We start from the raw sequence: 26072 nt of genomic DNA on the forward strand, positions 1-26072 counted from the left end.
CAGTCACGACATGTATCTCGTCGGGACACACGCCGCCGGTCCTCCACGTCGGTTTCCCCCGCTCTCTCCCTTGATCCGGAATTCCGCTACGGGGAGCGATTCCCCAGCGCCGCTGTCCGCGTTCGTCCGTAGGCGACCCCGAACGGACTTAACGCAGGTCGTTGGAAAGCGTCCATGAGACGCCGTATCTTCCTCCGGAGGTCGGCAGCCTGTCTGGGCGGCGCGGTCGCCAGCGCCTTCGGCATCGACGGTCGCGTCGCGGACGCCCAGGAGGCGGCTCCGACGGTCGTCGACGCCGAGTTGACGGTGCGCGACAGCGGGTGCGGCGACGGCTCCCAACGCGCGACCGTTCGGGCCGACGCGGCGGCGGACCGCGTTACGGTCGACGGCGTCGTCGCCGCGCCGAGCGCGTGTTACACGGCGGAACTCGCCGGCGCGGCGTACGACGATGACGCGGACGCACTGGATCTGACTGTCAGAACCGTCGAACGCGAGGACGTCGACCTCTGCGTACAGTGTCTCACGGCCATCGAGTACCGGGCCGTCGTGACGTTCGACGGCGGGATTCCGGGCCGGGTGGTCGTCCGTCACGACGACGAGACGGTGACCGAATCGGCACTCGACGCCGCTACCGCGAACTGGCGACAGTCCGCGTTCGACGCCGCAAACACCGCAGTCGACGCTACGGGGCGCGGGCCCGACACCGCCACGACGGTCCAGTGGACGCAGGACGACGTTCGCACTGCCCCCGCAGTCGTCGACCCGGGCGACGGCAGTAGTGCCGGAGAGAGCGGTTCCGAGGAGGGCGCTACTGGTAGTAGCGATGGTGACGAACGCGTCGGTTCAGGCGACGGCCCCGTGGCGTTCGTCGGTGCATCCGGCGGCGGAGTCAGCGCGCTGGACGGCGAAACCGGCGACGAGCGCTGGTCGTTCGACGACGTCGGACCCCTCGCAGGCACGCCGGCTGTCGTCGACGGAACGGTGTACGCGGCCGGTACCGACGGGCGCGTCGTCGCAGTCGACGCGGTAACGGGCGATACGGGGTGGAACCGTTCCGTTGACGGCAGCGTCGCGGCGGCCCCGACAGTCACCGGAGGTGGCGGGAGCCGGTCCACGGTACCCGGCACGGTGTACGTCGTCGCCAGCGGCTCCAGTACCCCGGGTCGCGTTATCGCTATCGACACAGGGGACGGAACGGTCCGCTGGACGCGCGAGTCCGGCGGGAACGTCCGCGACCCCCTCGCTATCACGGAGGATCTGGTTTACGTCGGTCGGTCGGACGGAACGCTGCTGGCGCTGTCCCCCGAGGACGGGCAACGGCAGTGGGAACGCCGGGTCGGCGACGAGACGGCCCACGTCACAGCGCCCGCCGTCCGCGACGGGCTAGCGTATCTCGCCGCCCGGACTGAGAACGAGGACGGTCCCGGCGGCCGCGTGTTCGCGTTCGATGCGGCCTCGGGAGAATCGGAATGGACGCGCGGTCTCGGGACATCGGCGGTCCCGCGCTCGCTCGCAGTCGCCGACGGTACGGTTGTCGCAAGCGCCGCCGCGTACGGAGAGGTCGCGCTCAGTGACGGTGCCGGCGGCGCTCAGAGCGGGGGCGACACCGACATGTCGGTGGCAGGGGGGAGTATCCACGCGCTGAACGCTTCGAACGGGGACGAGCGGTGGAGTCGGACCACGACCGCCGAGGTCACCGCGGGACCGACCGTCGCGGGCGGGACGGCGTACGTCCCGCTGAACGGCGGCGTCGCGGCGGTCGCGCTCGACGACGGCGGGGAGCGCTTCACCGCGTCCTTTCCCGCCCGCGTCACCGCACCGGCGACGCCCGCCGCGGGGCGACTGTACGTCGCTGTCGACGACGACCGACTCGTCGCTCTGGAGCCAGCGGATGCCGAGGGCAGAATGACGCGACAGTCACTCGGTGACGTCGACGACCGACGCGCCGGAAACGTCCAGTAGTACGTCGGGGTCTATCGGGAACACTGCGTCGGGCGTTCCGGCGGCGGCCCAGACCGTCTCGTACGCCGAGAGCGTCTCGTCGAAGAGAACCGGGATCTCTTCGTCGTGACACACCGGCGGAACGCCGCCGATCGACCAGCCCAGGGCATCCTTGACCACAGCGGGTGACGCCGGTTCGACGTCGGAGGGGTCGACGTCGAAATGGTCGGCAAGTCGCTGCTCACTGACCCGGTTCTCGCCGCTGGTGAGCGCGACTACGAGGTCGTCGCCGACGCGCATCACGATGCTTTTGACTATCTGCGCCACTTCGCACCCTACCGCGTCGGCGGCGTCGTCCGCGGTTTTCGTCCCGGCGGGGAACTCCGTCACTTCGATATCGAGGTCGTACTCGTCGCGCGCTCGCTGGGCGAATCGTTCCGCGCTCGGATGCATACCTCTCGCACTGACGCGGTCAGACAAAAACCCTCGGTGTCGCGACAGTATACACCGCGACGAACGGTGCCGTCGGGCGGTCCGGCCGTCGCACCGAACCTGGTATACCCGGTGTGTGATACGCCGCTACTTCCGTCTCGCTGCGACCTCATCCCGGCCGGGGAGTGCCGTCATCGCCCCCTTCTCGGTCGTCGTCGTCGCAGCGACGGCGTTGGCGAACGCGAGCGTCTCGTCTAACGACCGCCCCGCGACGAGGGCGGCTATCGCGCCGGCAGTGAAGGCATCGCCCGCACCCGTCGTGTCTACCGCGTCGACGTCGTAGCCGCCGTGGCGGGCCGTGCCTGCCCAGGGCGCGTCGTCGGTCGCGACGGCGACGGAGCCGTCGCCGCCGAGGGTGAGCAACACGGTGTGTGGCCCGAGGTCGCAGGCGCTCCGAGCGAGCGCAGCCGTTCTCTCTCCCGACGCACCGAGCGAGCGGAGTTCGGCCGGCGTCGCCTTCAGCACGTCCGTGTGTTCCAGTACCCATCCGGCGACCGTCTCGAACTCCGTGTCGCTACCCCACAGTTCCGGCCTCGCGTTGGGATCGAACGAGACCGTACAGCCGGCGTCCGCCGCGCGCTCTACCAGGTCGAGCGTCGCCGTCCGACTCGGTTCGTCGGCCAGCGTCACGCCGCCTACGTGGACCCACTGCGCCTCGGCTACCGTTTCGTCCGGGACGGTTCCCGATCGCATGCGCGTGTCCGCGGTGCCGTCTCGGTAGAACGTAAACGACCGGTCCGGGTCCCCGGGAGACGAAGACGGTCGAGGGCTCGATGAACTGTCTTCATCGGTGACCTCGTGATGCGAGACGAAGGCGAGCGTCGTCTTGGCGCTCGGGTCGCGTTCGACGAACCGGTCCGGCAGGCCGTACTCGTCGAGTGTTCGCGCGAGGAAGTCACCGAACGGGTCGTCTCCGACCCGGGTCCAGAACAGCGGTGGTTCGTCCAGTCGCGACAGGCCCACTGCCACGTTCGCGGGTGCGCCACCGGCGCGACGGGTGAACGCTCCTGTCTCGTCCAGAGCGCCGGGGGTCTCTGGAATGAAATCGATCAGCGTCTCCCCGGCGACGATGACGTCGCGTGTCATGGCTATCACTTGACGTTCTCGGTCAAAGTACTGCCGGGGCGGGTTGGTCGCGGTTACGCTGGCCGCCGCGGGTCCCACCCAACAGCGCGCCCCAGTTTCGCCGGACCGGGAAAGCGACAGAAGCCGCCGTCCTGCAGCAGTGCAACGGAGTCGAAGCCCGACAGTTCGTCAGTCCGTTTTTTCCGGTGCGACGACAACGCGGCCCGCCCCCGAGACGGACACGTAGTGGTCGGCGTGGACGAACGAGAGGGCGGTCGACCTTTCGCCTCGCCGGATGAGGGCGTCGAGTGCGTCGGTGTCGACGCTTTCGTGTAGGGGGTCGATATCGAACGGGTCGGTGTCCGCGGCGTCTGACAGTGCGTACACGACCGCTTCGCTCGCCGGGTTCGCACCGGGTTCAAACGTCCGCTCTACGATGTCGTTCTGATCGGGGACGGTGCCCGGTTGCTCGTCAGCATCGTTCGACGCGGTTCCAACGCGATGAATGTCGCTATCTCCCATCGACTATCTTTATCCCCCGAGGACGGGTCTACCGGCGGGTTTAGTACGCAACCCTTTATTTGGGGTCGCGGACCGGCGAGGCATCGATAAGCGTTGCGGTGACGAGCGTATCGATACCGCGCTGGAGACGTGCGGAGGTAGCCTGTGACGAGATGCCGAGTTCCCGTGCTAACGCTTTCAGAGTCGTCTCCCGCGGTTGCGAGAAGTACCCCTTTTCGTGGGCGAGCAACAGCGTGTCGCGTTGCTTGTCGGTGAGTCCGTAACACTTCCCGGGGTCTTCCGTGTCAGTGTAGAGGCGGTGAAGAACGAACGAGACGCCAGTGTTCTCGAACACTTTCCGGTACTGGAACAGGGATTCGCGGGTCGGGAACCGCATGTTCATGGCCCACCCGCGGTGGCTCGCGGTTATTCCGAGAAACGTCGCGGCGGACTCTCGGTAGGCGTCGTAGAAGGAGGTTCGAGAACAGTGGACGCGGTACATGCGTCTGTCTTCGAGGCGTTCGAGGAGGGTGTACTCCGAAACGGACCCGTCCTCGGCGAGCGCCGCCTCGAAGTCGTCGAAGTCGCCCCCGGTGGCCCAGAAGTAGAAGATAGGGAGCCCCGACTCGCCGGCGGTGTCCTCTTCGACGGAGAGTTCTATCTCCGGGACTGCTTCGAGCGAATCAGTGAGCAGTAGCTCGTTCCCCTTGAGAGTCAGTTCGGCGACGATACCCATACAGCTATTTGGTGCCGAGAGCGCTAAACGGTTCCGCCCCTTCGTGCGAATCTGTTTTAGGTAACTCTAAATCACACTTGCTGGAAATATCTTTAGGTTATCCAAAAAACTGTTTGTGTAGTGGGAATCTTTAAGTACCTGTACGGAGTAGGTAGAACTGAACATGAGTACCCAGGAAACCGTCCGGCGAGAGGCCGGTACCGTAGAAGAGAGCGCCCTCCGCATCGACGAAGAGAAAGCCGAGCAGATCATCGATGCGTTGAACACCGACCTGGCCGCGACGTACGTGCTGTATCACCAGCTGAAAAAGCACCACTGGAACGTCGAGGGAGCCGAGTTCGAAGCGCTCCACGAGTTCTTCGAGGAGGCCTACGAGGCCGCGGAGATAGCCGCCGACGAACAGGCGGAACGAGTGCAGGCTCTGGGCGGCGTCCCGATAAGCGGGATGTCCGACCTCGAAGAGGCCGCGCCGGTCGAACCGGAAGGCAACGACGTGTACGACGCCCGAACCTCCATGGAGAACGACATGGAGATGTACGGCGACATCATCGAGAGCCTGCGCGACCACGTCGAACTCGCCGAGAACCTCGGCGACCCCGGCACCGCCGAGATGCTTCGCGGGCACCTGCTAGAGGCCGAGGAGTTCGCCCACCACATCGAACACTACCTCGAAGACGACTCCCTGAAGAACTGGTAAGCGTCCGGTAGAGAGACTCCGTTTTTGCAGTTCCGACTAGCAGGGCCGTCGCACGCTTTCGATCCTCGATGGGGTTCGACTGCCCGCGTAAAGAGAAATCGGGTGTTTACCGGTGAAGGTCGACGGTGAGGTCGGTCGCTATCCAGGCGTCGCTGTTTTCGGGGTCGGTGAAGACGGTACGGCCCGGTCGCGTTTCGTATGCCGCGACGACTGTCGATTCAGCAGGTACTGATTCCGCGACGTGTTCTTCCTGTTCCGAACTACCTTGAACTGCCATTACCCGGATTAGGCCCGCCTAAAGCTATAAGGGTTTTGGTCGGCCTAAGTTTCGGAAGACCGACCAAGCGCTTACTGCTCACCGGAACGGACCGACGATCATGGAGTGGACCGTCTTCAGGGGGATATCAGTCAGGAGTCCGCCGATGTGCTGGTCAACGCCGAGGGCACCAGCCTTCGGATAGGGCGCGGCGTCGCCGGGGCGCTGCGGCGCGGTGCCGGCGAGCAGATAAACGAGGCGGCGATGGAGAGGAGACCTGTCGACCTCGGCGAAGTCGCGGTCACGGACGCGTTCGACCTCGACGCTGACTACGTCGGCAACGTCGTTTCACCGGCCGCTACCGTGCCGCTTCACTCGTGGCCGGAGACGCGGACCGGTTCGTACGGTTCCTCGAGATACTCTAGTTCGTCGTCCGAAAGCGTCATCTCGACAGCTTCGACGGCGTCTTCCAGGTGTTCGACGCTCGTCGTGCCGACGATGGGTGCGTCGACCGCGTCCTGATGGAGCAACCAGGCCAGCGCTATCTGCGCCATCGTCGCGTTGCGGTCGTCGGCCAGGTCCGCGACGCGTTCGTTGACCTCCCGACCGTCGCCCTCGAAGTACGGATGTTCGCGGGCGTAGTCGTCCGTTTCGCCGCGGGTCGTCGCCTCGTGTTCCTCGTGTGGACGCGTGAGGTAGCCGCGGGCGAGCGGACTCCACGGAACGACGCCGACGTCTTCCTGCTCGCACAGCGGGAGCATCTCGCGTTCTTCCTCCCGGTAGAGCAGGTTGTAGTGGTTCTGCATGGTGACGAACCGTTCCAGGTCCAGCCGTTCGCTCGTCCGAAGCGCGTCCGCGAACTGGTAGGTCCACATGGAACTCGCGCCGAGGTACCGGACCTGTCCCCTCCGCACGGCGTCGTCGAGCGCCCGGAGCGTCGTCTCTATCGGCGTGTCGTAATCCCAGCGGTGGATCTGGTAGAGATCGACCGTCTCCATGCCGAGGCGGTCGAGACTGTTCTGCAGTTCCTGCTCGATAGCCTTCCGGGAGAGGCCGCCGGAGTTCGGGTCGTCCTCGTCCATCCGGAAGTAGCCCTTCGTGGCGACGACGGCTTCGTTTCGTCGACCGTCTAACGCCGTTCCGAGGACGCGCTCGCTCTCGCCTTCCGAGTACATGTTCGCCGTGTCGAAGAAGTTGATACCGAGGTCCATCGCCCGGTCGAGTATCTCCAGGCTCTCCTCCTCGTCTAGGACCCAGTCGCGCCAGTCGCTCGTGCCGAAGCTCATGCAACCGAGACAGATACGACTGACTTCCATGCCGGTGGAACCGAGCGTCGTGTATTCCATGCCACCGCGTACGGCGAGGGGGTGCAAAAGCGTGGAGGTGGAGGAACCTCGCACGGGCACTGAACCCGTCTGGCTATCGTTCAGCTCTCGAACGATACTAGTCCCGGAAACGGGTTACAGCTGAGCGCATTGCCGTCGTGCGATCAGGTGTGTATTGACTTTCAGTGACTACTGTAACGTCGTCACCGCATCAGAGCGATATCGCGTACGGCCAGGCCCGGGTACTCAGGGCCAGGAGGACGATCGCGGTTCCGAACATGGCGGCGTTTTTCAGGAAGCTGTTCATCTCGTTTTGCTGTTGCTGAGGGTCGTCGACGTTCCAGAAGTCGTGCATCTTCGGCGTCGCGACGAGAAGGAACGTCGCCAGCGCTCCCGCGCCCAGGAGAGGGTACAGTCCGAGCGCCACGAGTAGACCGCCGACCAGCAACATCCCGCCAGTGAACGGGACCATCAGTCCCGCGGCGGGGACGCCCTTGGCGTCCGCGTAGCCGACCATAGATTCGGTATCCGCGAAGTGGTTCAGTCCCGTGAACGCGAGAACGGCACCGAACAGTACCCTCCCCACGAGGAAGAGGACCTCGCCGACGGCCGTTAGTTCGAGGGCCATCAGGCCCCACCTCTGGCGGAAACAGTTGCGAGACGATACGAAACTTGCGTCGGGATACGTGATTTCATTACGTTACCTGGTTCGATAGCGAACCTTTTAGGCGTTCCCGGACGTCGGAGTTAGTAGGTAACACCGATGTCCCTCGAATCTACCCCCTCGCCTGAAGAGAAAAACGAGAGCGCCTGCGACGTGGTCGAATCGCTCGAACAGATCGGCTCCCAGTGGCGACTCATTGTTCTCAACGACCTGCAGGAGGATGAAAAGCGGTTCAACGAACTCAAACGCTCGACTGGCGCGAACTCCCGGACCCTCTCTCGGGTGCTCGACGACCTGACCGACCTCGGATTCGTCACGCGCCGCCTCGAAGAGGACGCGCCGGTCGCGACGTACTACAGTCTCACGGAGAAGGGTCGGTCGCTCTGTCCCGTCTTCGACGAGATCGAGGACTGGGCAGAAAATTGGCTCGGCGAGGCGGAGAGTTAAGTCCTCGGCGTCCGACCGTCTGACCATGCCGAATGTACCGTTCACCCCGTCCTCGTCACACGCAGAAGACGGTGCGGCTAAAGGGGCGAAAACCGGCGCGAAACTAGCCAAACCGTTCGGGCCGGTGCCCGCCGGCGTCGCGGCCGGCGTCGGCGGTGCGACCGGTTTCGCCGCGGGCTACGCCCGCGATCAGGTCGAGTCGCTCTGCCCGTTCAGCTGACCGTTCGTTCGGGAGATCGCGGTCCGGCGGTTCTCTGGTGGATTCAAGTTACGGAGACGCGTAGCGTCGCGCATGAACGACACTCGACGCGCGATTCTCGCCGCGCTCGCCGACGGACCGGTGACGGGGCCGGCGCTGGCGGACCGCCTCGATGTCTCGCGCGCTGCCGTCTGGAAACAGGTCGACGGCCTCCGCGAAGAGGGGTTCGAGATCGAGAGCAACGGCGAGGGGTACCGGTTGACCGCGGTCCCGGAGTTCGGGGGCACGGCTGTCGAATACGGCCTCGACGCCCCCTACGAAGTGAAATACCACGACACGATAGACAGCACGAACGCCCGCGCCCGGGACCTGGCGGGCGACGGCGCGAGCGACGTAGTCGTCCTCGCAGACGAGCAGACGCACAGCAAAGGCCGCCTCGATCGCGAGTGGACCTCGCCGAGCGGCGGAGTCTGGATGAGCGTCGTCGTCCGCCCGGACCTCCCGCCGGCGCACGTTCCGCTGGTGACGCTCGCCGCTGCCGTTGCGACGACTCGCGCGCTTCGCGAAGCGGGCGTCGACGCCGGCATCAAGTGGCCGAACGACGTACTCGCCGCCGACGACGGGCGGAAACTCGCCGGGATCCTGACCGAGATGGAAGGCGAGGCTGACCGCGCGAACTGGGTAGTCGTCGGCGTCGGCGTGAACGCGAACGTCGACCCGGAAACACTGCCCGACACGGCGACCAGCGTCCGCGAGCGCGCCGGAGACGTAGAGCGTCGGCCGTTCGTCCAGCGGTTCCTAGAGGAGTTCGACGACCTGCTTTCCGACTCGGACGCGGTGCTTGCGGCCTGGAGAGACAACGCTTTAACGCTCGGACGGACGGTACGCGTCGAGACGCCCTCCGGCGACGTAATCGGCGAGGCTATCGACGTGGAGTTTCCCGGAACTCTCGTAATCGACACCGAAGACGGCGAGCGACGGGTACACGCCGGCGATTGCGAGCACCTCCGGCCGCACTGAAAACCGATCAACGCTGGCGGCGGTGCCGTCTGTCGCTACTCCTCGACGCTGGCGACTGATCCCGTATCGTCCTCCTCGCGGTTTCTCTCCCGCTTTTCCGCCGGATTCTGCTCGCGGCCCTCCGCTCTCTCCTCACTCGGTTCGCCGACGCGGACAGTCAGAACGGGGACGTCCGACGAGCGAACAACACGTTCCGCGACGCTGCCCAGAAGCAAGCGGTCGATGCCGCCGCGACCGTGGGTCCCCATGACGATCAGGTCGCAGTCGTTCTGCTCGGCGTATCGGACGATCTCCTTGCTCGGCGTCCCGTCGACCAGCGATCCCTCGACATCGACGGACGTTCCGGCGGCGATGTCGCGGACGCGGTCTATCGCCGCTTCGCCCTCGTCCCGGAGCATGTCGGAGATACCCTCCCAGGACGTCTCCATCGGGAGAGTGCCGTAGCTAGCCGTGTTCACCACGTACACCGCGTGGACGCTCGCCCCGTGGGCTTCAGCGAGATCGATCGCGTGCCCGATTGCGCGTTCGACGCCGTCCGAACCGTCCGTCGGGACGAGAATGCGGTCGTACATCGTGTTACGTGTTCGCATACGACGCAGGTTGATAAAAACCCATCGTGCGAGAGACGCGTTCCTGCTACAGCAACACGCGCTCCACGTCCGAACTGCCGGCGCGGCGAACGACGGATCTGACCACGTCCCGAGCGCCGGCGAGATTGTCGGAGTCGCCGTCTAGAACCAGGAGCTTCGCCGCTCGGCCCGGTTCGATCAGACCGCAGTTCAGACCCGCGATGTCCGCGCCGCGTACCGTCGCCATCCGCAGGACCTCGGTCGCTGACAGGTCGAACAGCTTCGCCGCGAACTCCATCTCGCGAAACATCGACGGGCTGTTCGTCATCACGTTGTCCGTCCCGAGCGCGAGCGTCGTTCGCTCGGCCAACTCGTCGACCGGCGGCAGGCCGACATCGGTGACCAGATTCGACCGCGGACAGATGACGACCGGTATCTCGTTGTCCTGTAACCGCTCTAAGTGGAGCGGTTCCGGGTGAACCATGTGGACCAGAAAGTCCGGGTCCAGGTCCAGAGCGGGGTTGATATCGCTGCTGTCGACCTCGCCTGCGTGAATGCCGAACAGTTTGTCGGCGGCCCGCGTCGCCGTCCGTTCGCGGCCGAACCGGTCGTCGTTCGCACCGCTCGCTCCGTACCCGTCTGCGGCCTCCATCGCGTCGATTGTCTCCCGGCCGAGCACGACCGGGTCGATACGCAGTCCGTCAGCGGCCGCCCTGATCGCGTCGACGCCGTCGACGCCGCCCTCCCGGAACTCGATCGTCGTCGCAGTGCCTGTCGCTTGCATGTACGCGAGCGACCGCCGCATCGCGGCGACTAGTTCCGACTGGTCGGCCTTCCGGAGCAGGCGATGTTTCAGCCCGTCCGGCGGCGCGACGAGTTCCTCCAGAGTGAGGCCGCCTCCCGCCTCCTTCGCGATCGAATCACCGATGTGGGTGTGGGCGTTGACGAACGCGGGAATCACGACAGCGTCACTCTCGACCGACGCCTCCTCGATGGCCGTTATCTCGCCGTCCTCCGCGACGACGCGGCCCTCGATAGGCTCGAACTCCCGGCCGCGAAGTATCGTCCCCTCTATCTCCATATGGATGGTGGTTGTGCGGACTCCGTAATCAGTTGTCCGACTCGCCGTCGCTTCGCCCGCATCTCAGCGGTCGCCGAACTCGTCCAGTCGGGCGTTCCACCCGCTCCGGCGCTCGGTGACGAGTGACCCGTCGATGTCCAGACCGAGCGAATCGACCGCGGCCCGCCCGACCTGTGCAGTCACCTCCTCGGGTGCGTACACGCCCAGCCGCCACTGCGAGCGCTGTGCTGCCCGGAGCGCCTCGACGAGCGGCGACTGCTCGTCGAGTCTCCGTATCTCTCCGGCGACAGCTACTCGCGTCGACGACTCGGTCATCGTCGGACGCGCCGGCACGTCGAGGATGACCTGCTCCGGGTCGACGCCAGCGTTCGCGGCTATCTCCCGTTCGCACTCTCGGACAACGTCGTGGTTGGCCGCCAGAACGCTCTCGGGTACGCTCTCTAGTTCAGCCCACAGAGCGCGCTTGAACAGGTCCCGGTTGCAGAGCCGTCTGGCGGTGTTCGCCGTCGCGTCCGCCTCCCGAAGCGCGACGAGGAGCCCCGGGTCGTCCAACCGACGGAGTTCCTCGGCGGTGTAGTCGGTCGTTTCGAGCAGTCGCTCGGATGCCCGCCGGAGCATAGACTTGCTGATCCGGGCCACGTGATGGCTGTAGACGGTCGGATTCATCAGCGCTCGCGCGACCAGAAGGCTCTCCGCCGCCTGGACGTTCCCCTCGGCTAACACGAGTTCCCCGTCGACGAAGGTGAGCTCTCGGATCAGTCGTTCGTGGTCGATCGTCCCGTACGGGACGCCGGTGTGGTGTGCGTCTCGCACGAGATAGTCCATCCGGTCTACGTCTAACTCGCCAGAGACGATCTGTCCGAAGCGGCCCTCGCCGGCGACGAGATCCGCGACGGCGGCAGGCGAGAGCCCGTGGTCGCGAAGTACCGAACCGACCTCGCCGCCGACGAACAGCTCGTGGACGTCGTCGTGGTACTTCCCGGTGCGTCGGTGGATGATGTCCTCGACGTTGTGGCTGAACGGGGAGTGACCGACGTCGTGCAGTAGCGCGGCGGCCTCGACGCGTGCGGCCCGGTCGCCCTCGACGCCGAGGTTAGAGAGCGCTTCGCAGGCGAGGTGATACACGCCGAGGCTGTGTTCGAACCGCGTGTGGTTTGCGGACGGATACACCAGAGACACCGTCCCTAACTGCTTGATCCGGCGGAGTCGCTGGACCGCGGGCGTGTCCAGGAGGTCTCGCGCCACGCCGTCCACGGTGATGTGGTCGTGGACGGAGTCCTTGATCGTCTTCATGCGCCGACCTTCGGCGCGTTCCTTCAAAAAGTGTCGTTCGTCTCCTCGGTAGTCGCTCGCGACGCCGGGCAACGGTCACCGTGTCCCCTGAAACGGGTCAGCCTCCGGAGTCGTGTCGGTCGGAACGGTAGAGACGGTGGAACTACAGTAGTCACTGAAAATCAATACACACCTAATCGCACGACAGCAATGCGATCAGCGTATAAATCGGTTCTGTGACTACTATAGCGACTGCTGCTGACGGAGAACACGGATGCGAGCGTTTCATCGCTGGATCACACTAGTCACGAGATCGCAACTGCGACGACTATCAGTCCGGCTAAACATACACACATTCCGACAATAAACCCGACTAGGTCAGCTGTTTCGTCCATTTCAATATCAGATGGCCGTTGCGTTGTCCCGGTAGCCTTCAGCTGTCGATTGAGTCGGTCGATAACCGGATGGTTGATCGCAGTAAGTGCCCCACCGAGAACCAGGACGACACCGAATACCGCCTGTCCGACTGCGACCATAGCGCGAGTATCTATCGACCAAAACAATAGTTTTGCCCTTCCCGCGTACAGAGAGTATGCTTATCGCACCGCTTTCGGACTTCACCGTTCGAACAAGATCGTGAGGCCCTACACAGGTGGGTCTGTGTCGTCACCGAATCCACTCCCGTATGCCTCGACGACTTCCGTGACGGTGACTTCGTACGCATCATACCACTCTGTCCACCGCTGTTTCGCCCGTTCGTGGTCAGAATCTGCTCCAAACGACTCAAGCGCGTCCAACGACTCCCAGTAGTATACGACGAGAACCTCCTCACTCTCCGGGGCGTGCCACGTCCGCTTGCCCAGATACCCCTCCGTGCCCTCGGCAGCCGCCTGTATCGCGTCATTCAGCTCGTGAAACTCCGAATCGTACTCCCCCGGATCGAGGCGAAACGTAACAAGATACATCCCTACAGGCAGTTCGCCCCACGTGAATAAGGAATTTCTCTTTCGGGGACACAAAATTCGCTACAGTCCACTCGCTGACGCGGTCCATCTCAGTTTTTCGTCTTCGGCCAGTCTCGCCAGATACTCCATGATTATTCATTGGCACAGCGAACACTCTTATGGACAACCTGCTCCCATCGGTGGCACGTACCGCCGCCCGAGTGGGTCTATGAAGACCACCTATGACACGAGACGATGATCGGTCCAACAAGAACCGATTCGCGACCATTGCCGTCGGCACAACTGAGACCAACACGCGCCCCGACAGAGGTGGAACGAACGATGTCGTCCCGCCGATCCACCTCTCGACTACATTCGAGTGGGCCAGTGGGGACGACGGCAATAAACACGATTACTCGCGTGAGAGCAATCCGACGCGGGCGGCCCTTGAGGAGCAGTTAGCCCACCTCGAAGGCGGCGAGCATGGGCTTGCGTTCGCCTCCGGAATGGCCGCGATCTCAACAGCTATCCTCTCGATCGTCCCACCCGGAGGCCACCTCGTCACCTCCGACTCCATCTATAGCGGAACCGAAAAACTGCTCACAGAACTCGTCGGCGGTCACTTCGGCGTCGATGTCGAGTTCGTCGATGCCCGTGACCCTGAAAACGTCGCTGCCACAGTCGATTCGGACACCGACTTGGTCTGGGCGGAGACGCCGACGAATCCGCTGATACGGCTGTGCGACATCCGGGCGATAGCTGACATCGCCGATGACTACGACATCCCGTTTGGGGTGGATAGCACCTTTGCGAGTCCGTACTTCCAAGCACCGCTCGGACTAGGTGCCGACATCGTCGTCCACAGTACTACCAAGTATCTCAACGGGCATTCCGACTCGATCGGTGGTGCCGTTATCACTGACGACGATGGGCTGTTCGAGCAGTTGGCGTTTGCCCAGCGGACTGGGCTTGGGAACATGCTTTCGCCGTTTGACTGCTATCTGGTTGCGCGGGGGCTGAAGACGTTGCCGGCGCGGATGGAACATCACGAGGCGAACGCGATGGCGGTTGCGCGGTTCCTCGAGGGCCACGATCGGATTGCACGCGTTCAGTATCCGGGCCTTGAGAGTCACCCGCAACACGACCTTGCGAGTGAGCAGATGTCGGGGTACAGCGGGATGCTGTCCTTCGAATTCGACGGCACGCTCATCGAACTCGAAGCGTTCATCGAGGGACTCGAAGTGTTCACACCGGGAGCCAGTCTCGGGGGAGTCGAGAGCCTTGTTGAGGTACCGTCGTTGATGATTCCCGACGAAGTGAGCCACGGGGAGGCTACGGCGGAGATTCCTGAGACGCTGGTCCGGGTGTCGGTTGGCCTCGAAGATGCTGATGACCTTTGCGAGGATCTCGAGACGGCGCTACCGTAGGCGTCCCCCGTGCCTAATCGGGAAGGAAGTTAATTGCTGACCCATACGCAAACGCACTCCTCAGTTGGTTCGGGTAGATATCTTTGAAAACAACCGGGCATATCCCATCGGTGTAGGCGATGACCCGACCAGTACAGTTTGTGAGACTTGCAGTCGACGAACCGTGGGGAACATTGCTCCGCACCCTGCCTAGCGGGACGACTTCCCGTTCCGATCACGAGTTGTATCGACGGAACCTTGTTCGATCTGCAGTACTCTTGATAGCGGATGCGGTCAGACAACATCGACTTGCGCTTCCGAACTCGGCGGGACGACCGCAGCAGGTGTGATTATGACGAAGTTTTTTTAGACCACGTCGTCGCCGTTCTTTCGCGGGAGGACGGGATTCCGAAAGCCGGACACGGCGCATCCGCCTACTCGCCGTGCTGGTGAAGGAAATCGAGTGTGTCGATATCGTCGTTTACGACGCGAAGGCATGGACGATCTAGCTCTCCCCGCATGCGACTTTCGTGAACCTGATTTCGCCCGGGGTCTTCCCGGCGGGAACGATATCAGCCGAGTCACCAGCATCTCGGCTGGCACTCAGTACGACCCCTCGGCCGGCAGCGTCACCCGGAACGTCGAACCAGCCCCGGGGTCAGAGTCGACACAGATCTCGCCACCGTGGCGCTCGACGATCCGCTGGCAGAGGGCCAGACCGATGCCCGTCCCCTCGTGCTCGTCATGGTTGTGGAGCCGCTGGAACACCTGAAAGATCCGGTCTTGGTCGTCAGGGTCGATGCCGATCCCCGTATCGCGGACCGCGACCTCCCACTCGTTGCCGTCGCGTTCGACCCCGACGTGTACCTGTGGCGGTGCGTCGCCGCTGTACTCGATCGCGTTCTCCAGCAGGTTCTGAAACACCTGACGGAGTTGATCACCGTCGCCTCTCACTGTCGGAAGATCATCTGCTGTGATCTCGGCACCGGTTTCCGCGATCCGAACCTGCAGATCCTCGCGAACATCGTCGAGGACGCTGTCGAGAGCGACGGATTCGAACGGGTCTCCCTCCGTTTCGACCCGAGAATACTTCAACAGTGCATCGATCATCTCCCGCATCCGGTCGGCCCCGTCGACGGCGAACTCGAGAAACTCCCGGCCGTCCTCGTCGAATTCGTCCCCGAAACGGCGCTCGATCAACTGGAGGTAGCTCGACACCATCCGCAGGGGCTCCTGGAGGTCGTGGGAGGCGGCGTACGCGAACTGCTCCAGTCGTTCGTTCGACTCTTCGAGTTTGCGCTGATACTCCTTTCGTTCGGTTATGTCAACGAGAGTGACGACTGCGCGGCTCACCTCGCCATCTGCGTCTCGGACCGGCATGCCGTGGTTCAGTACCGTGCGGTACTCCCCGTCGAACCCCTTGATTTTGATCTCGTCCGGGTCGGTTACCTCTTCGCCCTGAAGCGCCCGTGCTAGCGGCCACTCGTCAGGGTCGACCGGTTCGCCGGTGTCTTCCCACCAGGCATCGTATTCGTCGTACTCGGCGACTGACTCGGATTCGGCGACTTCTCCACCCCAGATATCCTCGGCGGCCTCGTTCCACTCGACGATCTTACCGTCGACTTCGGCGACGAACACAGCGATCGGGAGCACGTCAATGAGCGCCTGAAGCTGATTACGGCTCTCCTGGAGCGCCTGCTCGCGCTCCTTGCGCTCGGTGACATCCTGGACCGCTCCGCGTAGCGAGACGACTTCACCTTTCTCAGTCTCGGGGTCTCCCTTTACTCGGAGCCAGCCTACGTCGCCCGTCGGTCTCGGAAAGCGCGCCTCCACGTCGAAGGGTTTCCCGGTCTCCAGCGCTTCTTCGATGGCCTCTTCGACGATCGCCCCGTCCTCTTCCGTATAGTAGACGTCGAGAGCTTCGTCGAACGTCGGCTGGTCGTCGTAGTCCACGTCCAGAAGGTCGAAGAGATGGTCGGACCAGTAGGGTTCGTTCGTGTCGGGGTCGACCTCCCAGCCCGCGACATCTGCGATTCGCTCGGTCTTGTTGAGCAGGTCTAGCGCGCGTTCGAGTTCACGTTCTCGCTCTTTGCGTTCGGTGATGTCCTGGACGACTAACATCCCGGCGTAGATCTCATCCTCGGCGTTCCGTACGGGTAGCGTGTGTGCCATGAAGTCCCGTTCGCCGAGATCGATCTCGAACGTGTTCGATTCGCCTTCGAACACGGCGCGGAAGTTCGGTTTGAGTTCGTCGATGAGTTCGTCGGGATACCGTCCGTAAATGGTCGTTCCGACGACATCGTCCGGGGAGAGTCCGAGGTCGTCGAGAAGTTCCCCGCCGACGACGTTGTAGGTGTAGTTCTCGTTGAACAGGCCGACAGAGCCGTTCGGGAAGTTATCAACCAGAGTCCGGTAGCGCCGCTCGCTCTCCTCGAATTCACGCTCGCGCTTTTTTCGCTCGGTAATGTCTCGGTCCGAGACGATGATCGAGACGACCTCGCCGTCGTCGTCGGTGACGGGTCGGAAATAGCCGCTGAGCGTGTATTGTTCTCCGTCTGTCCGGGTGAGATCGGCCTCGAAGTCGACGTACTCGCCGTTGGCCGCTCGCTCGGTCCACTTTTTCACCTCCGACTGTTTCGCGTTGTTACCGCCCCACCAGGGCGTCTCCCAGAACAACTCGCCGGTCACGTCTTCGAGGGTGGCGTCGATGTACTCCATCGCCGTCCGATTGATTTCTATGACCGTTCCATCCGGTTCCAGCAATCCAACGAGGATGTTCGGGTCCTCGAAGACGGCCTGGTAACGGCGCTCTTTCGCTCGAAGTTCCCGCTCGTGGTTTTTTCGCTCCGTGATATCCTCGAACGCGAAGATGGCTCGTTCCAGTTCGCCGTCCTCGTTCCACTGCGGGGCACCGTTGACCGACACCCAGACGCGCTCACCGGACGGACGGCGAAGGCCGATGACCTGATCATAGATAGTCTCCTCTCCGTCGACCACGCGGTCAAAGGGTGCTTCGCCTGCTTCGAGTGGCTCCCCGGCCTCGTTTACGAGAGCCCAGCGCGAGTCGTCGTGGGTGAACTCGTTGATCTCCTGGCGGGGACGTCCGTATATCTCCTCTGCGCGCTCGTTGGCGAACGTCATCGTGCCATCGTCGTCAACGACTGCGATCCCGACTGGACTGGTCTGGACGATACCCTCAACGAGATCACGGTCCGTCCAGAAGTCCCGTTCTGTGAGATCCCCTCCATCGCTCATATGAACGGTGATGGGCAGGGAGGAGGATAAATTGACCGTTCAACTACACCGTGATCGGGTCTCACCGAGGGATACTTCCGGACAAAACTACCGGACTGGCGGTCGTTCAGACGCCGCCATCACCGCCTGAGACGGCCGGTTTGGGCGATCTACTTCGCACTGGCTTCTGTCCGACAGTGTGAGTATCGTGATTCGACCCCCGGCAGTGCGGCCACAACGAGAGAACTGGAGAGGGTCACAGCCCGTTATCGGCCTCTTTGATAGGGACTGTTGTATCTGTGTGCCGTTATCCGACCCCGTGTCGGCGAACTACCGAACTGACTTGCAACAGTCCCCATGAGTCACAGATTAGTCCACTGGCTACAGGATTTGTCTCTGCGACGAGTGAGAATCTACATTTCACACGGTATCAGCGTTCACTCCTCCGACTTCGTCGATTCGACTTTCGCTGCTCCGCATTCAGGACACTGGCCGTCATCGGTATTAAACCGCGCATCACACGCCCGACACCGGAAGTTTGCGGTCTCCTCGGCCCGTTCCTTCGCAGTCTGTTTGAACTGCTCGACCTGTCGTCCGAACTCTTCGAAGAGCCCCATTAGTTCTATACGATGACGGCCCCGGGAAATATAAATCGCCAGGTTCGCACACCTGTCGACCACTGCCTCGTTTCAAGAGGTCGTAGAGAATACTGATGAAAAGCGGTCTGTATCGTTCCGACCCGGCTACGGGGCCACGGACACCGACTACAGCACGTGGTCGAAGTCCTTGTGGCCGCGGATGTCGACGCCGTCGGTGGTGATCTCGGCGAGGAAGACGCCGTTGCCGGAGCCGGTGTCGCGCTCGACGGCGCTTTTGACGCTGCGAGCGGCGATAGTTTTGCCTTCCTCGTTGGAGAGGCCCGCTTCGTACTCCTGTTCGAGGACGCCGTAGGCGATCTGCATACCGGAGCCGGTGACGGTGTAGTCGTCGGCGACGACGCCGCCGGCGGGGTCGATCGAGTAGACGTGATGTCCTTCCTCATCGACGCCGCCGAGGATCGGGTGGATGGCGAAGAACGGACCGCCGCGGGCGAAGTTCCCCGCGAGCGTCGCCAGCGCGTTGATGCTCATGGGCTCGCCGCGGCGGGCCTCGTAGAGGTTCGCCTCGGCGCGGAGGCTACTGATGAACGACTGCGCGCCGCCGACGGAGCCGACCAGCGTCAGCGCCGCCGTGTCGTGGATCTGCTCGACCTTCTGGACGTTCTTGTTCGAGACGAACCGACCGCCGAGGCTCGCGCGCATGTCCGTCGCGATGATGACGCCTTCCGCCGTTGCCAGCCCCACCGTCGTCGTCCCCGTCTTGTTCACGTTCTCCAGGTCGTCCAGGCTGTGGTCGTTCGTCGGCATCTCCCCTATCTCGGGTTGGTAGGGGTCGATGTCGGTCCCAGTGAATCGGTTGTGGTTTCGGGAAAACTCGGAGCCGTTCGGAGGCGTACGCATTGGCCGGAAGTACACCTCGGTAGATAAAAAGAACAACGGTCGGAACCGGCGGGACCGGAGCGTCGCGACGGCTGGTTATGGCCCTGTTATCTGGCTTGGCCGGCGGCGTTCTGGTACGCGTCGCCGAGGTTTTCGATGATTCTGTGAACCGGCAGGACAACGCCGGCGCGGCTCATTGCGAGTGCGAACGGCATCAGCATGATGCCGACCGCGAGGCTAATCTGGTACAGGGCGAACAGCGTGGCGAGATACACCCGTCGTATCATTGAACTTCAACCGGTCCCAACAGAAGGAAGTATATAAGAGTTACTGTGGTTTTGTCTATATAACAATCTATAATATCATAACCATCCCGACGCAGTACTGCGGTTCAACTGGAGTTGTATCAGGCCAAACGAATCGGGGGGATCGGTCCGACGCGAGTCTATGTACGGGTTCGCTCATCCCCCGGATTCTCATAAGTTATGAGCATTATCGGCCTGACGTGCGCGTCTGTCAGCGGGCCCGTCAGCGGACCGCGCGGACCGGCCGCGAACCGCAAAGAAAGAAACCCTCCGGCCACAAGCGTTCCTATGAGCAACTATCTCGTTGTGATGGAGGCCGCATGGCTGGTTCGCGATGTCGAAGAAATAGACGACGCTATCGGCGTTGCGGTGAGCGAAGCGGGGAAGCGATTGAACGAGAAGGACATGGATTACGTCGAGGTCGACGTGGGCGCAACCGGCTGTCCGGCGTGTGGCGAACCGTTCGACTCGGCGTTTATCGCCGCGGACACCGCCCTCGTCGGCCTCGTCCTCGAAATGAAGGTGTTCAACGCCGACAGCCAGGAACACGCCCAGCGCATCGGTAAAAGCGAGGTCGGTGGGGCGCTTCGCGACGTGCCGCTTTCCGTCGTCGAAACCATCGAGTACGAAAACGAGGAAGAACTCGAGAGCGGCGAGTGACCGAAGGTTTATTTTATAACCGAAAGTAATCTGGGAGTATGGAACTCCCGACGCCGGCCGACTTACGCGAGCGGCGGAACGAACTGGGGCTAACCCAGAGCGAACTCGCGGAGCGAGCAGACGTGTCTCAGCCGCTCATCGCGCGTATTGAGGGCGGCGACGTCGACCCGCGACTGTCGACGCTTCGACGGATCGTCAACGCGCTCGAAGCGGCAGAGGGCGGTATCGTCCGCGCCGAGGACCTGATGCACGAGACGGTGATACACGTCGCCCCCGACGACGAACTCCGAAAAGCCGTGGGGAAGATGGAAGACGAGGCGTACTCCCAACTCCCCGTTATTCAGGAAGGGATACCCGTCGGGAGCATCAGCCAGAGCGATCTAGTTCACGTCGACGAAGACGCTCGCGGTGAACCGGTACGCGAGTTCATGAGCGAGAGCTTCCCGACCGTCTCGAAAAACGCGACGTTAGACGAGATCAGCAGTCTGCTCGACCACTACAAGGCGGTGATGGTAACCGAGGACGGTGAGACCGTCGGTATCGTCACCGAGGCAGATCTGGCGGCACGACTCTCCTGAGCGGTCTGTTTCCGATCCCGGTTACCTGAATCACACAGTATACGATAGGTTCGTGACACCATTGATCACGGCTAAGTGCTCTCCTGCGGACTAGCGTGATGGTGGGGATAATGAGTAACGAACGAAACAGAGACGACACGTGGAACGCAACGAGAGACCCGGGAACGATCCGCGAATGGGGTGAAGAACGCGGAATCAGACCGTACCGACGACGGGATGCCGAGGAACACGAGGTCGACTTCCACCGCCCGGAAGAAGCGTCTGACCGACACGAAGAGGTAGAGTGGAATCGCCTCGGAGAGACCATGGAGGAACGTGACCTGGTCTTTCTCTACGGCGACAACTCGGACGAGTACGAACTGGTGTCCCACGACGACGCCATCGAGCGTGCGACGATGGAGAGCGACGCGGTCGAGGAGGCGCTTCTCGAAGGCGAAACCGTCGAGACGGAGGTCGTCGAAACGAAGGTAGTCGAGACGGAAGTCGTCGAACACGAGACGATAGAGAGCGAAGTCGTTGACACCGAACTGCTCGGAAGCGAGGTGATCGAAAGCGAGGTCGTCGATCGGAACGTCATCGACACGAGGTTCACCTCCGACGAGATGGTCGACGACGACCGCGGGACCGACGAGATACCACCGGGACGGCCGGAAGACCTGACGCTCGAAGCCGACATCGAGGAAGTACGGACCGAGACGCGCGAGCAGTTCGAGCGCGTGATCGTTGAGAGCGAAGTCGTCGAGAGCGACACCGTCGAGAGCGACACCGTCGAGACCGACGCGGTGGAAACAACCGTCGACGTGGAGGGCGTCGAACGACACCTGCTTCAAAGCGACGTCGTCGGCGCGGGGGAACTCGACGAGAACGCGGTCGACACCGAGGTTATCGAGAGCAGGATGAAAGAGGGGGATATCATCGAAACCGAGTTCGTCAAACGCACGCTGGTTGAGGAGGAAGTCGTCGACGAGTACCGGAACGTCTACGACCTCGAGGACAGTGACCGACTCGCGAGCGACATCGTCGAGACGGAGTACCTGGAGTCGGCGGTCGTCGGGGAAGAAGCCGTGCCGGCCGGCGAGTTCGAAGAAATGCGCGCCGAGCCGACTGTCGAGGCCACCGCGGGGACCGCCGGACGGACGAGTTCCGGCGGGGCGACCGCTTCCGGTCCGGACGAGGAGTACGCCGAAGGCGAAGCCGTCGGGACCGGGAACGAACCCGGCGGCAGTACCGTCCAACTGACCGACGACGACGTCGGCAAGACCGTCGTGGACGAACACGGTACCGACGTCGGCGTCGTCTCGGACGTCGAGGCCAGTAGAATACACGTAAACCCCGAATCGGGGATCGCAGAACGGATCAAGTCGAGTCTCGGTTGGGGAGACGCCGACGAAACCTACGCTATCGGCACCGACCAGATCGACCGTATCGACGACGACGAGGTCACCCTCAGGAGCATCTAGTCGAAACGCCAGAGACTACAGCGTCAGGCCGCGGATCGAGACGCCGTCGCCTTCTTTTACCGTGCCGATGACCTGTCCGTCGGTCGCGTCCGCGAGCGGGTCCGCGCTGTCCGCCGGGACGGCGACGACGAACCCGGTCCCCATGTTGAACGTGCGGTGCATCTCCTCGTCGCTGACGTCGCCTTCGGACTGGACGAACTCGAACACGGACTGTGCCGGAAGCGGGTCCGTGATCTCATAGCGGTTCTCGCCCATGCGTTCGAGGTTGGTCCACCCGCCGCCGGTGACGTGGGCCGCGGCGCGGACACCGTGGTCACGCAGGTCGTCGAGCAGGTATGTGTAGATCCGCGTCGGTTCCAACAGTTCTTCGCCGATGGAGCGGTCGGAGTTCGGCGGGAACGGGTCGGTGTACTCGTGATTTCGGGTGACGGCTTCGCGGGCGAGCGTCAGCCCGTTCGAATGGATGCCGCTGGACGGGAATCCGACGAGGCGGTCACCGGGTTCCGCCTCGCCGTCGAAGATGGCGTCTTTCGGTGCGAGGCCCGCGCAGGTCCCGGCCAGGTCGAGGCCTTTGATCACGTCCGGCATCACCGCCGTCTCGCCGCCGAGCAGTGCGATCCCGGCGTCGTCGGTGCCTGCGGCGAGGCCCTCGCCGATCTGTTCCGTGAACTCGTCGTTCGGTTCGTCGATGGCGATGTAGTCGACGAACGCGACGGGGTCGACGCCGGCCGCCACCAGGTCGTTGGCGTTCATCGCGATGCAGTCGATACCGATCGTCGAGTAGTCTTCGAGCGCCTCCGCGACGAGCAGTTTCGTTCCGACGCCGTCGGTCGCGAGCGCCAGGTAGCGGTCGCCGATGTCGAGCAGTCCGGCGTACCCGTCGACGTCGCCGAACGCCGATAGCAGCGCCGCCGTCGCCGCCTCGCTCTCCTCGATATCGACGCCCGTGTCGGCGTAGGTCAACTCCTCGGAGTTCTCCTCGCTCATAGGCGATATCGCTCCCGGCGCGAGCAAAAGGTCATCGGTCCCGCTCAGGCCGGTCCGGACGACGGATCCCGAACGAATTCTAGACGCAGTTTGTACCGACACCGAACCGAGTTTGAAAAATCGGTTTATCCCAATCCTCTCTGCATACAGACGGAGATGAACCGACGACACTTCGGACGGACGCTCGTGGTAGCGCTTATCGGACTCGCACTGGTCTCTCTGCCGGTCGCAGGACTCACAGCGGTCGACGACTCGCCGTCAGACAGTTCGAACACTGCCCCGTTGACGACGACCACCACGATGGACGACGGGATGGAAGAGAACGAGAGCGACGGGATGGACGATGACATGGATGACAGCGACGGGATGGGCACGACCGAATCGATGAATGATGGCGACGACATGAACGACGGCGACGGTATGGAAACGACCGAAGAGATGAACGATGGTGACGGCATGAACGGCAGCGACGGCGACGGTATGGAAACGACCGAAGGAATGAATGATAGTAACGACATGGACGACGGCAACGATATGGACGAAGAGGAAAGCGAGGGCGGGTCGCTCGACGGCTTCGGAACCGTCGCGGTCGCCCTGGCCGCCGTCGCCATCCTGGGGTACACTCGACTCCGATGATCGACACACTCCGTGACTATCGGTCGGCGTTCGCCCTCGCGGGAGCGGGCGGTCTCGCATCCGTCGCTGGGTCGTACGCCGCAACCGGGTTCACCCCTCAGTTCGTCGGGGCGGCGACCGAGGAGGTCCTCCGGGACCTCTCGCCCGACGTGCTTGTTGCGTTTGCCATCGAGCAACTGGGCGACCTCGGCCACCAGTTGTTGCTGGTCGGCGCTATCGCGACCGCTATCGGCCTGTTCGCGCTCGCCGGATTCGCGGGGATCGTTGCGGCCGACCGGACCGGCCACGCGCTCCCGGGTGTCGCGGTCGGCGGCGGGATCGCGCTTGCACTGTCGTTTACCGTGGGGTCGCCGGTACTCTCCGCGGCAGCCACAGCCCTGCCCGCAGCCGCGGTCCCAGTTGCCAGGCGGGTCAGCGACGGACCGGCCGAGACTTCCGAGCGCCGCCGCGCCGTCCTCGGTTCAGTCGGATCGCTGCTCGGCCTTGCGGCGGCCGGGACCGTCATCGGGACGCAACGGGACACCGGGATCGAAACGGAACCGCTCGACGAGCAAGCGGAGACGGAGGCGCTACTGGACACCGCAGAAGAGCGCTCGCTCGACGTAGCCGGAATCGAGGGGCTCGTCAGCGACGAGTTCTACGAGGTCGATTACAGTAGCTTCGACCCAACCGTCGATCAAGACGACTGGGAACTGGCGGTGACGGGTGAGGTCGACGAGCCGTTCACCCTCGACTTCGACGACCTGCGGGGGAGAGAGTCAGAACACCGATTCGTCACGCTTCGCTGCGTCGGCGAAAACCTGAACGGGAAGAAGATGGACAACGCGCTCTGGACCGGAACGCCGGTCGCGCCGCTTATCGAGCGGGCCGGTCCCCAGGGCGGATGCGAATGCGTCAGGCTCCACGCCGCGGACGACTACTATCAGGTGTTCCCGCTGTCGGCCCTCCAGCGTGGGTTCTTGGCGTACGGAATGAACGGGACCGAACTCCCCAAAGGCCACGGCCATCCCGTCCGGACGTTGATACCCGGCCACTGGGGCGAGATCAACGTCAAGTGGGTCACCGAAATAGAGGTGCTCGATCAGGAGGCGGAAGGCTACTGGGAGGAACGCGGCTGGCACGGTACGGGCCCGGTCGAAACGGTCGCGAAACTCTACGACGAGGGCGTCGAACACAAAGACGACGGAAACGTCCGACTCGCCGGCCACGCCTACGCGGGGACGCGCGGAGTCCAGACAGTCGAGGTGTCGACCGACGGCGGCGACACGTGGGCCGAGGCGGCCCTGTCGGAACCGCTCCCAGGAGACGACGTGTGGCGACAGTGGAGTCACGAGTTCACGCCGTCGGGCACACACGAAGTGGTCGTTCGCGCCGTCGACGGCAACGGCGACGTGCAACCGGAGGAGCGGTCCGACTCGTATCCGAGCGGTCCCACCGGCTGGGTCTCCAGAACCGTTGAGGGGTAACGGTGAAACTATATAATCCGGGACAGACCGACACGTACGGAGATGGAACAGGCGCTCTGGTATCTCTTCGCCGGTACGCGGGGCGGCGAAACGCGGGCGCGGATCGTCCGCACGCTATCGGAGCGTCCACGCAACGCGAATCAGATCGCGGAGGCGATCGAGATGGATTACAACACTGTTCGTCACCACCTAGATATGCTCACTGAACACGACGTCCTCGAGAGCGGCGAGAACGAGTACGGCAAGCTGTACTTTCTCACAGACCGCTTCGAGCAACACCGCGAGGAGTTCGAGACCATCCTCGACGAAGTGGAGTAACCATGGCGATGGGCACCGAAATCATGGTTGCGAGCGCCCTCTCGGGGGTCAACATCCTCCTGTTAGCGGGCCTGACCGCTGTCTGGGTGCGGAATTATCGGACCTTCCGGACGCCGCTCATCCTGGGGCTGATCGCCTTCGGGAGCGTGATGCTGCTCGAAAACGCTACCGCGATCTACTTCTTCTTCAGCACGAAGATGCTGTACTCCGGTGACCCCGGCGTACAGACGGCTGTCGCAGTCCTCCGCGGGATGCAGTTCGTCGCGCTCGTCTTCCTGGCGTGGGTGACGGCGAAGTGACGACCGACCGGCGTCGCGGGCGGTCCGACTTCCCGC

General features: G+C 63.3%; 29 protein-coding genes and 1 pseudogene. 14 read left to right on the forward strand and 16 right to left on the reverse strand.

Features of this window, described 5'->3' with window-relative positions:
• Positions 1-174: 174 nt before the first annotated feature.
• Positions 175-1962: a PQQ-binding-like beta-propeller repeat protein gene (locus SM753_RS00135; RefSeq protein ID WP_323190105.1), complete on the forward strand. Its 1788-nt coding sequence runs from the start codon at positions 175-177 to the stop codon at positions 1960-1962.
• On the opposite strand, the gene SM753_RS00140 is transcribed toward SM753_RS00135, so the two are convergent.
• The 4 genes from SM753_RS00140 to SM753_RS00155 form a co-directional block, all read right to left on the reverse strand.
• A complete protein-coding gene (locus tag SM753_RS00140) occupies positions 1918-2394 on the reverse strand; it encodes a YbaK/EbsC family protein (protein WP_135534064.1) in 477 nt (158 codons plus the stop codon). The two genes, SM753_RS00135 and SM753_RS00140, sit on opposite strands and share 45 nt — an antisense overlap.
• A gap of 126 nt (positions 2395-2520) precedes the next feature.
• Positions 2521-3519 carry a carbohydrate kinase gene (locus SM753_RS00145; protein WP_323190106.1) on the reverse strand — a complete coding sequence of 333 codons (999 nt, stop codon included), beginning with the start codon at positions 3517-3519 and terminating at the stop codon, positions 2521-2523.
• Between the two features lie 168 nt (positions 3520-3687).
• The gene (locus SM753_RS00150) at positions 3688-4020 is read right to left on the reverse strand and encodes a HalOD1 output domain-containing protein (RefSeq protein ID WP_323190107.1); all 333 of its coding nucleotides are present in this window, start codon (positions 4018-4020) and stop codon (positions 3688-3690) included.
• A gap of 55 nt (positions 4021-4075) precedes the next feature.
• A complete protein-coding gene (locus SM753_RS00155; RefSeq protein WP_323190108.1) occupies positions 4076-4735 on the reverse strand; it encodes a helix-turn-helix domain-containing protein in 660 nt (219 codons plus the stop codon).
• 163 nt (positions 4736-4898) lie between these two features.
• Here SM753_RS00155 and dpsA point away from each other — a divergent pair, with 163 nt between their 5' ends.
• Positions 4899-5432, forward strand: coding sequence for a DNA starvation/stationary phase protection protein DpsA (gene dpsA / locus SM753_RS00160; RefSeq protein WP_323190109.1), 534 nt, complete (start codon positions 4899-4901; stop codon positions 5430-5432).
• Positions 5433-5538: 106 nt separating this feature from the next.
• Here the strand turns inward: dpsA and SM753_RS00165 are convergent, their stop codons facing one another.
• A complete protein-coding gene (locus SM753_RS00165) occupies positions 5539-5709 on the reverse strand; it encodes a hypothetical protein (RefSeq protein ID WP_168192955.1) in 171 nt (56 codons plus the stop codon).
• Between the two features lie 105 nt (positions 5710-5814).
• On the opposite strand from SM753_RS00165, the pseudogene SM753_RS00170 reads away from it, so the two are divergent.
• Positions 5815-6120 (forward strand): annotated as a pseudogene (locus SM753_RS00170) (macro domain-containing protein); the annotation flags it as partial.
• Here SM753_RS00170 and SM753_RS00175 read toward each other — a convergent pair.
• Both SM753_RS00175 and SM753_RS00180 read right to left on the reverse strand, forming a co-directional pair.
• Entirely contained in the window at positions 6060-7034 is a 975-nt protein-coding gene (locus SM753_RS00175; protein WP_323190110.1) for an aldo/keto reductase, read from the reverse strand. The pseudogene SM753_RS00170 and the gene SM753_RS00175 sit on opposite strands and share 61 nt — an antisense overlap.
• Before the next feature lie 190 nt (positions 7035-7224).
• Entirely contained in the window at positions 7225-7641 is a 417-nt protein-coding gene (locus SM753_RS00180; RefSeq protein ID WP_323190111.1) for a DoxX family membrane protein, read from the reverse strand.
• Positions 7642-7776: 135 nt separating this feature from the next.
• Between SM753_RS00180 and SM753_RS00185 the strand changes: the two genes are divergently transcribed.
• The 3 genes from SM753_RS00185 to SM753_RS00195 all read left to right on the forward strand — a co-directional run bounded on the left by SM753_RS00185 (position 7777) and on the right by SM753_RS00195 (position 9343).
• A complete protein-coding gene (locus SM753_RS00185) occupies positions 7777-8124 on the forward strand; it encodes a helix-turn-helix domain-containing protein (protein WP_323190112.1) in 348 nt (115 codons plus the stop codon).
• Between the two features lie 25 nt (positions 8125-8149).
• A complete protein-coding gene (locus tag SM753_RS00190) occupies positions 8150-8344 on the forward strand; it encodes a hypothetical protein (protein WP_135534072.1) in 195 nt (64 codons plus the stop codon).
• A 72-nt stretch (positions 8345-8416) separates the two neighbouring features.
• Positions 8417-9343 carry a biotin--[acetyl-CoA-carboxylase] ligase gene (locus SM753_RS00195; protein WP_323190113.1) on the forward strand — a complete coding sequence of 309 codons (927 nt, stop codon included), beginning with the start codon at positions 8417-8419 and terminating at the stop codon, positions 9341-9343.
• A gap of 35 nt (positions 9344-9378) precedes the next feature.
• Here SM753_RS00195 and SM753_RS00200 read toward each other — a convergent pair whose 3' ends face one another.
• The 4 genes from SM753_RS00200 to SM753_RS00215 form a co-directional block, all read right to left on the reverse strand.
• Positions 9379-9915, reverse strand: coding sequence for a universal stress protein (locus tag SM753_RS00200; RefSeq protein ID WP_323190795.1), 537 nt, complete (start codon positions 9913-9915; stop codon positions 9379-9381).
• Positions 9916-9979: 64 nt separating this feature from the next.
• The gene (locus SM753_RS00205; RefSeq protein ID WP_138797414.1) at positions 9980-10993 is read right to left on the reverse strand and encodes an amidohydrolase family protein; all 1014 of its coding nucleotides are present in this window, start codon (positions 10991-10993) and stop codon (positions 9980-9982) included.
• 63 nt (positions 10994-11056) lie between these two features.
• Complete coding sequence (locus SM753_RS00210) at positions 11057-12286, reverse strand: HD domain-containing protein (RefSeq protein ID WP_138797415.1); 1230 nt, start codon at positions 12284-12286, stop codon at positions 11057-11059.
• A gap of 623 nt (positions 12287-12909) precedes the next feature.
• A complete protein-coding gene (locus tag SM753_RS00215; RefSeq protein ID WP_323190114.1) occupies positions 12910-13230 on the reverse strand; it encodes a DUF4188 domain-containing protein in 321 nt (106 codons plus the stop codon).
• 221 nt (positions 13231-13451) lie between these two features.
• Here SM753_RS00215 and SM753_RS00220 point away from each other — a divergent pair, with 221 nt between their 5' ends.
• Complete coding sequence (locus tag SM753_RS00220) at positions 13452-14636, forward strand: aminotransferase class I/II-fold pyridoxal phosphate-dependent enzyme (RefSeq protein ID WP_323190115.1); 1185 nt, start codon at positions 13452-13454, stop codon at positions 14634-14636.
• Between the two features lie 582 nt (positions 14637-15218).
• On the opposite strand, the gene SM753_RS00225 is transcribed toward SM753_RS00220, so the two are convergent.
• The 4 genes from SM753_RS00225 to SM753_RS00240 form a co-directional block, all read right to left on the reverse strand.
• The gene (locus tag SM753_RS00225) at positions 15219-17870 is read right to left on the reverse strand and encodes a PAS domain S-box protein (protein WP_323190116.1); all 2652 of its coding nucleotides are present in this window, start codon (positions 17868-17870) and stop codon (positions 15219-15221) included.
• A gap of 416 nt (positions 17871-18286) precedes the next feature.
• Positions 18287-18466, reverse strand: a complete 180-nt coding sequence (locus SM753_RS00230; protein ID WP_323190117.1) for a hypothetical protein — start codon at positions 18464-18466, stop codon at positions 18287-18289.
• Between the two features lie 147 nt (positions 18467-18613).
• Entirely contained in the window at positions 18614-19348 is a 735-nt protein-coding gene (gene psmB, locus SM753_RS00235) for an archaeal proteasome endopeptidase complex subunit beta (protein ID WP_369335308.1), read from the reverse strand.
• A gap of 86 nt (positions 19349-19434) precedes the next feature.
• Positions 19435-19614 (reverse strand): hypothetical protein, encoded by a 180-nt coding sequence (locus SM753_RS00240; protein WP_135534085.1) that lies wholly within the window; start codon positions 19612-19614, stop codon positions 19435-19437.
• Between the two features lie 306 nt (positions 19615-19920).
• On the opposite strand from SM753_RS00240, the gene SM753_RS00245 reads away from it, so the two are divergent.
• The 3 genes from SM753_RS00245 to SM753_RS00255 all read left to right on the forward strand — a co-directional run bounded on the left by SM753_RS00245 (position 19921) and on the right by SM753_RS00255 (position 22330).
• Positions 19921-20292 (forward strand): DUF555 domain-containing protein, encoded by a 372-nt coding sequence (locus tag SM753_RS00245; RefSeq protein ID WP_135534086.1) that lies wholly within the window; start codon positions 19921-19923, stop codon positions 20290-20292.
• Between the two features lie 38 nt (positions 20293-20330).
• Positions 20331-20870, forward strand: a complete 540-nt coding sequence (locus SM753_RS00250) for a CBS domain-containing protein (protein ID WP_323190118.1) — start codon at positions 20331-20333, stop codon at positions 20868-20870.
• A gap of 110 nt (positions 20871-20980) precedes the next feature.
• Complete coding sequence (locus tag SM753_RS00255) at positions 20981-22330, forward strand: hypothetical protein (protein ID WP_323190119.1); 1350 nt, start codon at positions 20981-20983, stop codon at positions 22328-22330.
• Positions 22331-22345: 15 nt separating this feature from the next.
• On the opposite strand, the gene purM is transcribed toward SM753_RS00255, so the two are convergent.
• Complete coding sequence (purM, locus tag SM753_RS00260) at positions 22346-23326, reverse strand: phosphoribosylformylglycinamidine cyclo-ligase (RefSeq protein WP_369335316.1); 981 nt, start codon at positions 23324-23326, stop codon at positions 22346-22348.
• Between the two features lie 147 nt (positions 23327-23473).
• Between purM and SM753_RS00265 the strand changes: the two genes are divergently transcribed.
• The 4 genes from SM753_RS00265 to SM753_RS00280 are packed head-to-tail and all read left to right on the forward strand — an operon-like array spanning position 23474 to position 26036.
• Complete coding sequence (locus tag SM753_RS00265; RefSeq protein WP_323190121.1) at positions 23474-23953, forward strand: hypothetical protein; 480 nt, start codon at positions 23474-23476, stop codon at positions 23951-23953.
• On the forward strand, positions 23950-25419 hold the full coding sequence (locus SM753_RS00270) for a molybdopterin-dependent oxidoreductase (RefSeq protein ID WP_323190122.1): 1470 nt from the start codon (positions 23950-23952) through the stop codon (positions 25417-25419). The genes SM753_RS00265 and SM753_RS00270 overlap by 4 nt, the downstream gene beginning before the upstream one ends.
• 42 nt (positions 25420-25461) lie before the next feature.
• The gene (locus tag SM753_RS00275) at positions 25462-25737 is read left to right on the forward strand and encodes a winged helix-turn-helix domain-containing protein (protein WP_135534091.1); all 276 of its coding nucleotides are present in this window, start codon (positions 25462-25464) and stop codon (positions 25735-25737) included.
• An 8-nt stretch (positions 25738-25745) separates the two neighbouring features.
• Positions 25746-26036, forward strand: a complete 291-nt coding sequence (locus tag SM753_RS00280; protein WP_369335309.1) for a hypothetical protein — start codon at positions 25746-25748, stop codon at positions 26034-26036.
• Positions 26037-26072: the final 36 nt, after the last annotated feature.

The organism is Halostella sp. PRR32 (assembly GCF_034808085.1).
Lineage (GTDB): Archaea > Halobacteriota > Halobacteria > Halobacteriales > Natronoarchaeaceae > Halostella > Halostella pelagica.